Raw genomic sequence first — 6,892 nt, 5'->3', positions numbered from 1 at the left:
GCGAGAAGGTCACACCCGTTCCCATACCGAACACGGAAGTTAAGCTTCTCAGCGCCGATGGTAGTTGGGGCAGGCGCCCCTGTGAGAGTAGGACGTTGCCAGGCAAATCTAGGACAACCCAGAAGGGTTGTCTTTTTGCGTTCTCTTTTTTACATGGTGAATTTTGATAATTTCCATTGATTCGCAGTTATAGTGCCCGTAGAGGAAAAAAAGAGCTATGAAGTGATAACCAATGAGGACTATTGGTTGCCGAAACGCAGGGAAAAAGGCGAAAGTGGTAACCGATGAGGGCTAGTGGTTACCGATACGCCGGAAAAATGTGAAAGTGTTATCCAATGAGGGCTATTGGTTACCTAAACGCCGGAAAAAAAGCGAAAGTGGTAACCAATTAAGGTTATTGGTTACCGTTCCGAGGAAAAATCCGAGAAATAGGTATCCAATAGGCGTTTCTCAGTGCCCGAAAAGAGTCAAAAAGCTGTCTCCCGGTCACAGAGCCCGTTTCTCAGTGCCCGGAAAGAGTCAAAAAGATGTCTCCCGGTCACAGAGGGCGGTTCTCAGTGCCCGAAAAGAGTCAAAAAGCTATCTCTCGGTCACAGAGGGCGGTTCTCAGCTTATTGGAGCCCGCCCCACCGGAAAATCCGAGAAAAAGGTATCCAATAGAGCTTATTGGAGCCCGCCCCGCTGAAAAAACCAATAAAAAGGTATCCAATAGAGCTTATTGGAGCCCGCCCCGCCGAAAAATCCAAGGAAAAGGTATCCAATAGAGCTTATTGGAGCCCGCCCCACCGGAAAATCCGAGAAAAAGGTATCCAATAGAGCTTATTGGAGCCAGCCCCGCCGAAAAATCCGAGGAAAAGGTATCCAATAGAGCTTATTGGAGCACGTCCCGCTGAAAAAACCAACAAAAAGGTATCCAATAAAGCATATAAGAGCACATCCCGCAAAAGCATAACAATAAGTACCCAATTAGTAATGATTAGAGGATTGACCTCGATATAAACTAAATACCTCCTCCCAATTCCACTTTGAATAATACGCGCTTGCAACTGTAAGATTTTTTATCCACGCTATTTCCTTCATATTATCTGTTCGAGAAACGAATAAATTGGCAGTCTGTGTATCCGTTCTTACCCAAAGAAGCTGACTATGAAAAAATTGCGGTGCAAAGTCACCTTCATTTTTTGTAGGATTGGTTAGTTGCTTATTCTTAAACGTCGAGATATCAATTTCATAAAGGCTTGGTAATGGTCTTTTATCCAGGTCCGCTTGTTTGATTTCTTTAGAACGGGACACGTAGATTGTACTGTCATTTTTCCAAAATAAATCCCGGTCGACATACCCTTTTGGTGTTAAAATTTCATTTTGAAAGGAAGGAACACTAACCAGCTTTAATTGTTTATTTATATTTGCTTCCCTTCCAAATCCCCCGATATATCCAATAAAGCTTTTAGTCGGCGCCCATTGAAGCCATTCCAAATAATCTAACATTTCATCAACGCGTTGAAAATACTTTCCATCATCTGTGACCAAACAAAGTGTATTGCTATCAGCAGAAATAGATGCGGATGGGTTTAATATAAAGCTAATCCACTTATGATCGTGGGACCATTTAAACTGGCTGCTGCCTACAACGATTTCATTTTCTCCGACTGGCACTGTGTAAAAATGTTTGAAAACTGGTTTTTGCCGATCCGATCGGAGCAAAATTTTTGATAATATAATATCAGAATTTAGTTGTTTATTTTCCTTTGCAGATGTTAAAAAGCCGCTGCTATTAGGAAGCCAGGAAAAATTCGTGATATCTTTTGTTATTTGTGTTACAAGGAAATGCTTAGATGGCTCAGTATTTAGAACAAATAAATCCTGATTAACAAGGAAACCCATTTTATTTTGCCCAGGCGCCCATTGAAAATTGTTAGTTACCCCTTCTTTCACCATGAAGTGCTTCTCCATTTTCAAATTATATAGCCAGAGTTCCCCATTGTGAAAACTACTCTTTCTACTTTTAAGGTAAGCAATCCAATTACCATCATGTGACCATTTAGGGTACCTTATATACTCTCCATTTGTAATTCTGTTTTCCCTATTGTCAGTTTTGATCCACAAATCATCGTTTCTAATAAAAGCGGCTTTCATTTTTGGTAATGGATCTGCTTGAGCGACTGGTTGAACGGGTATAAATAGTAGGAATAGGGAAATCGAAAGGAATATTTTTTTAATCAAATAAAGCACCTCACATATTTTCAGCTTTATATTATTTTGCACAAATAAAAATAAATCTTGAGGTTTTAAAATAATAATGTGCTAAAGTGAAGGAAGCAAAATTAATTAGGGAGGGGCTCATTATGTTAGAAAATAGTTTTATCATGGTTGCGATTATCCTAATCATAAATATCGTCTATGTTTCTTTTTTTACGATAAGAATGATATTAACTTTAAAGGGTCAGCGCTATCTGGCAGCTTCCCTTAGTATGATTGAAGTGGTTATCTATGTTCTTGGCCTCGGGCTTGTCTTAAATAACCTTAATCAAATTCAAAATTTAGTGGCCTATGCGGTTGGCTATGGCATCGGGGTCATTGTCGGAATGAAAATTGAGGAAAAGCTGGCATTAGGGTATATTACGGTCAATGTGATTACATCAGAAAACGATAAGAATATGCCAAAATTATTGAGGGAGAAAGGCTATGGTGTTACCGACTGGTCTGCACATGGGCTGGAAGGAAATCGAATGGCGATGCAAATCCTTACACCACGAAAATTTGAGTTAAAACTATACGAGACGATTAAAACGTTAGACCCGAAGGCATTCATTATTTCGTATGAACCAAAATCGATTCACGGTGGCTTCTGGGTGAAATCAGTGAAAAGAGGGAAGCTATTTTCATGAGTAAAAAGAAGATGCAATTTGAAGTGGCGGAGAATGAAAGTATTGAGGATTGCCTGAATAGAATGAAGCAAGAAGGTTATCTCCCTGTCCGCCGAACAGAAAGACCAATTTTTCAAGAAATTAAAAAGGGCGGCGAAACCATTTACGAGCCAGTTGGCCGCCAAATTGTCTTTGAAGCAAAGTTAATTGAGTAAAACACGAACGTTATCTTTGTTTTTAAAATTAACGTTCGATTTAATTGTTGACAGTATAATGAATTGATTGGTATGATAAATTTAGTTGATAAAACAATTTACCTTTACCCTCGTATATCCATGGGAATATGGCCCATAAGTTTCTACCCAATAACCGTAAATTATTGGACTATGAGGGAAAGTCAATAGGTTCGGCAGCGATACAGGGCCCCGCGCTCTTTGTGTTACCTTATTTATGCCCGGACAAATGGCTTTCTCTTTCTGAGATGCTGTTTGCGCCGGGCTTTTTATTGTTGACCTAGCGGAAACGAGAAAAACGGACAGTCATTCGAGAGAAAGACTAGTCTATCCGAGAGAAACGAGCTGCTATCCGAGAGAGAAGCAAGTCTATCCGAGAGAAACGGGCTGTTATCCGAGAGTAAAGCAAGTCTATCCGAGAGAAACGGGCTGATATCCGAGAGTAAAGCAAGTCTATCCGAGAGAAACGGGCTGTTATCCGAGAATAAAGCTAGTCTATCTGAGAGAAACGGGCTGCTATCCGAGAGAAAAGCAAGGCTATCCGAGAGAAACGGGCTGTTATCCGAGAATAATTTATCCGTGAACAGGGGGAGAAGGAATGGCGAACTTAGTTGGAGTGATCATGGGAAGTAAGTCAGATTGGGATACGATGAAACATGCTTGTGAGATTCTTGAACAATTCGGGATTCCTTTTGAAAAAAAGGTGGTTTCCGCCCATCGGACACCTGATTTGATGTTTACATATGCAAAAGAAGCAAGAGGACAGGGGTTAAAGGTGATCATTGCCGGCGCGGGCGGCGCGGCCCATCTTCCTGGTATGGTAGCTGCACAAACGACTCTGCCGGTCATTGGAGTTCCCGTTCAATCACAGGCCTTAAATGGACTCGATTCGTTGTTGTCGATTGTGCAAATGCCCGGCGGTGTTCCGGTGGCGACAGTTGCGATTGGAAAAGCAGGAGCGACAAACGCAGGCCTCTTAGCGGCACAAATTTTAGCAACAGAAGATGCCGAGTTAGCGAGAAAGCTAGAAGAAAGAAGAGAAACAACAAGAAATGAAGTGCTAGAAAGTAGTGATGAGCTTGTCTAACAAGACGATTTTTCCAGGAGCAACGATCGGCATTATCGGCGGCGGCCAGCTCGGACGGATGATGGCGTTAGCGGCCAAGGCACAGGGGTTTCGGATTGCAGTGTTAGAACCAGCGGCTGACTCCCCGTGCGGCCAGGTGGCTGATGTTGAGGTGATTGGCGCCTATCATGATCGTGACGCCATTCGCCGCTTAGCTGAAATTAGTGATGTCATTACCTACGAATTTGAAAATATTGATGCCGAGACGTTAGGGTGGCTGTGCGATCAGGCCTATGTGCCTCAAGGGAAAGAGCTATTGACGATCACACAGGATCGAATCAAAGAAAAGGCAGCGATTCGGCAGGCAGGGATTGAGGTCGCACCTTATGAAATCATCGGCAGTTCTGAGGATTTATTTTTAAAAATAGAGGCGATTGGCTTTCCAGCCGTATTGAAAACGTCAAAAGGCGGCTATGATGGCAAGGGGCAGCTTGTGATTAAAAATGCCGATGATTTAGGCAAAGCAGGGGAGCTACTCAACCATGGAAGTTGTGTGTTGGAAAAATGGATTCCGTTTGAAAAAGAAATATCTGTTATCGTGACGCGAGGGCTGAATGGGGAGACAGCTATTTTTCCAATTGCCGAAAATATTCATGAAGAAAACATTTTACATATAACGATTGTTCCAGCGCGAATTTCGGAAGCTGTAAAGACAAAGGCCATTCAAAGAGCGCAGCAGCTCGCTGTTTCGCTGGGAGTAGTCGGGACGCTTGCGGTAGAGATGTTTGTGACCAGCGATGGGGCGATTTATATCAATGAAGTAGCGCCAAGACCGCATAATTCCGGGCATTTTTCAATAGAAGCCTGTGCGACGTCGCAGTTTGAACAGCATATCCGCGCTGTTTCCAACTGGCCATTTGGAAGTACGGAGCTATTAAAACCGGCAGTTATGGTCAACCTATTGGGAGAGCATCTGGAAAATTTACATGCGGAAATACCGAAGATGAAGGACTGGAAGATTCATTTGTATGGAAAAAAAGAACCGAAAACGAAGCGGAAAATGGGGCATGTCACCATTTTGCGTGATAATGTAGAAGAGGCCCTTGCTGAGATTGAAGGGTGCAGCATTTGGAAGACAGTGAAGGAAAAGATCGGAGGATAAATCATGATTGATCGTTATACTAGACCTGAAATGGGAGCCATTTGGACAGAGGAGAACCGCTTTAATGCCTGGCTTGAGGTGGAAATCCTTGCTTGCGAAGCATGGGCAGAATTAGGGGAAATTCCAAAAGAGGATGTCCGTAAGCTTCGGGAAAATGCTTCTTTTAACATTGAGCGTATCAAAGAGATAGAGGAAGAAACAAGGCATGATGTCGTTGCTTTTACCCGCGCGGTTTCTGAAACGCTGGGCGAGGAGCGGAAGTGGGTCCATTACGGCTTAACTTCTACAGATGTGGTGGATACAGCACTTTCATATGTTTTGAAGCAGGCTAACGCGATTTTAGTGAAAGACTTGGAAAATTTTATTGAGATTTTAAGAAACAAAGCGATTGAACATAAATTTACGGTGATGATGGGGAGGACGCATGGCGTCCATGCGGAACCGACGACTTTTGGCTTGAAGCTTGCTCTTTGGTATGAGGAAATGAAACGTAATCTTGAGCGTTTTAAGCAGGCGGCTGCAGGTGTCGAGTTTGGGAAGATTTCCGGTGCGGTTGGAACGTATGCTAATATCGATCCATTTGTCGAACAGTATGTTTGTGAAAACTTGGGTCTTGGCCGAGCGCCAATTTCCACCCAGACATTGCAGCGCGACCGCCATGCACACTATTTATCCGTGCTTGCGTTGATTGCGACTTCGATTGAAAAATTTGCCGTTGAGGTTCGCGGACTGCAAAAGAGTGAAACGCGTGAGGTCGAGGAGTTTTTTGCAAAAGGGCAAAAGGGTTCGTCGGCGATGCCGCATAAACGCAATCCGATTGGCTCGGAAAATATGACAGGGCTTGCCCGCGTGATCCGCGGCTATATGATGACCGCTTATGAAAATGTGCCACTTTGGCATGAACGGGATATTTCCCATTCTTCAGCGGAACGAATTATTCTGCCGGATTCGACGATTGCTTTGAATTATATGCTAAATCGCTTCGGTGGAATTGTGAAAAATTTAACTGTCTATCCGGAGAATATGAAGCGCAACATGGACCGCACGCTTGGTTTAATTTATTCCCAGCGCGTGCTGCTGGCTTTGATTGATAAGGGATTATCCCGTGAGGAAGCCTATGACACGGTCCAGCCGAAAGCAATGGAGGCGTGGGAGCAGCAAGTTCCATTCCGCGGCTTAATCGAGGCAGAAGGAAAAATTACCTCATTGCTCTCTGGCGAAGAGATTGACGATTGTTTTGATTACAACTATCACCTGCAGCATGTTAATACTATTTTTGATCGATTAGGATTGAATGGGTAAAGGGGCTAAGTGCCCGATACTTGTATAAGATTGGGATTATGGTCACATAGAGAGGTTCTATGTGACCGGAAGTGAGGAAAAAGTGGTTGCCCGGTCACGTAGAGAGGTTCTATGTGACCGAAAAGGGGAAAAAGTAACCTTTACGGTAAATGAAAGAGCGTTTCAATGACCGAAAAGGAGAAAAAGTAGCCTCCGCGGTAAATGAAGGAATTTTTCATTTACCGAAATGAAAAAAAGCATCTTCCACGGTAAATGAAAGAGC

The 6,892-nt window shown here is 43.2% G+C and carries 6 protein-coding genes, 1 rRNA gene and 1 riboswitch; of the genes, 6 read left to right on the top strand and 1 reads right to left on the bottom strand.

Features of this window, described 5'->3' with window-relative positions; genetic code table 11:
• Positions 1-104, top strand: a 5S ribosomal RNA gene (gene rrf / locus ACFVSW_RS08525); the annotation flags it as partial.
• Positions 105-966: 862 nt separating this feature from the next.
• Here rrf and ACFVSW_RS08520 read toward each other — a convergent pair.
• On the bottom strand, positions 967-1,938 hold the full coding sequence (locus tag ACFVSW_RS08520) for a translocation protein TolB (RefSeq protein ID WP_387314627.1): 972 nt from the start codon (positions 1,936-1,938) through the stop codon (positions 967-969).
• Positions 1,939-2,345: 407 nt separating this feature from the next.
• Here ACFVSW_RS08520 and ACFVSW_RS08515 point away from each other — a divergent pair, with 407 nt between their 5' ends.
• The 5 genes from ACFVSW_RS08515 (at position 2,346) to purB (ending at position 6,630) form a co-directional block, all read left to right on the top strand.
• The gene (locus ACFVSW_RS08515) at positions 2,346-2,888 is read left to right on the top strand and encodes a DUF2179 domain-containing protein (protein WP_387314625.1); all 543 of its coding nucleotides are present in this window, start codon (positions 2,346-2,348) and stop codon (positions 2,886-2,888) included.
• Positions 2,885-3,082 (top strand): NETI motif-containing protein, encoded by a 198-nt coding sequence (locus ACFVSW_RS08510; RefSeq protein WP_387314623.1) that lies wholly within the window; start codon positions 2,885-2,887, stop codon positions 3,080-3,082. Before ACFVSW_RS08515 ends, ACFVSW_RS08510 begins: the two co-directional genes overlap by 4 nt.
• A gap of 90 nt (positions 3,083-3,172) precedes the next feature.
• A riboswitch (purine riboswitch) is annotated at positions 3,173-3,274 on the top strand.
• A 424-nt stretch (positions 3,275-3,698) separates the two neighbouring features.
• Positions 3,699-4,187, top strand: coding sequence for a 5-(carboxyamino)imidazole ribonucleotide mutase (gene purE, locus ACFVSW_RS08505; protein WP_387314621.1), 489 nt, complete (start codon positions 3,699-3,701; stop codon positions 4,185-4,187).
• A complete protein-coding gene (gene purK / locus ACFVSW_RS08500) occupies positions 4,174-5,328 on the top strand; it encodes a 5-(carboxyamino)imidazole ribonucleotide synthase (protein WP_387314619.1) in 1,155 nt (384 codons plus the stop codon). The genes purE and purK overlap by 14 nt, the downstream gene beginning before the upstream one ends.
• A 3-nt stretch (positions 5,329-5,331) precedes the next feature.
• Positions 5,332-6,630, top strand: a complete 1,299-nt coding sequence (gene purB, locus ACFVSW_RS08495; protein ID WP_387314617.1) for an adenylosuccinate lyase — start codon at positions 5,332-5,334, stop codon at positions 6,628-6,630.
• Positions 6,631-6,892: the final 262 nt, after the last annotated feature.

Source organism: Neobacillus sp. NPDC058068, from assembly GCF_042885335.1.
Classification (GTDB): Bacteria; Bacillota; Bacilli; order Bacillales; family Cytobacillaceae; genus Neobacillus.
The sequence above is the reverse complement of the archived record's forward strand: the minus strand, read 5'-3'. Positions and strand labels throughout refer to the sequence as shown.